The sequence below is a fragment of the Sphingomonas olei genome (assembly GCF_045369765.1).
Taxonomy (GTDB): domain Bacteria; phylum Pseudomonadota; class Alphaproteobacteria; order Sphingomonadales; family Sphingomonadaceae; genus Sphingomonas; species Sphingomonas panaciterrae.
This window is the reverse complement of sequence record NZ_JBIQEU010000085.1, coordinates 1-703: the sequence shown is the minus strand read 5'-3', so window position 1 is coordinate 703 and position 703 is coordinate 1. Positions and strand designations below refer to the sequence as shown.

Sequence of the window (703 nt, the reverse complement as noted above, 5' to 3'; positions counted from 1 at the left end):
GAAGCGCCGCAGATCACCGGCCTCGGCCAGGATGGTCAGCGCGTTGATCGGACCGATGCCCGGAATGTTGCGCAGCAGCTGGTAGTCGACGTCATCGGCGAGCCGCGCATGGGCCAGCCGCTCGAACTCGTCTCGCTGGTGGATGAGGCTGCGGCCCTGCGCGATGACCATGCGGAACATGGTGATGGCGGCTGAGTTCTCCGGCACCGGCAGTGCCGTCGAGGCGGACGCCGTCTCGTAGATGTCGTTGATGAGGCGTGCCTTGGAGACCTTGCGGCCGATGAGCGGCCATGCCGCGGCCGAGAACGCCTCGCGGTCCAGCGCCGTGATGGTGGCCGGCGTCGGAAACCGCTCGATGAGCGCCAGGAACCAGTCGGACCGGCTGTTGCCTGCGAAGCGGGCGATCTCGGGGAAGTACAGCGGCAGGTAGTGGGTCAGGATCCGATGCCAGGTCTGCGTCTTCATCCTTGAGATCGTCTCGTGAGTCTTCGAGAGCTCCTGCAGGTCGTTGATTCCGGCCACCAGCGGGTCGACGTAGCGCTGCGTCGCACCGATCCGCAGCATGTGCAGGATGACCTGCGCGTCCTTGGAGTCGTTCTTGTCCCAGCCGTTGTGCAGCGCCTCGCGCGTTCTGGCGAGCGCGACCGACGAGATGAGGCGCAGCTCGAACCCTGCCGTCAGCAGCCGGTGCGCCAGCGTACGA

The 703-nt window shown here is 66.4% G+C and carries 1 protein-coding gene; it reads right to left on the bottom strand.

Going from position 1 to position 703, the window contains the following annotated elements; all coding sequences use genetic code 11:
* On the bottom strand, nucleotides 1-703 hold a 703-nt coding region (locus ACH0BU_RS18160; RefSeq protein ID WP_500264491.1), incomplete at both ends, for an IS110 family transposase.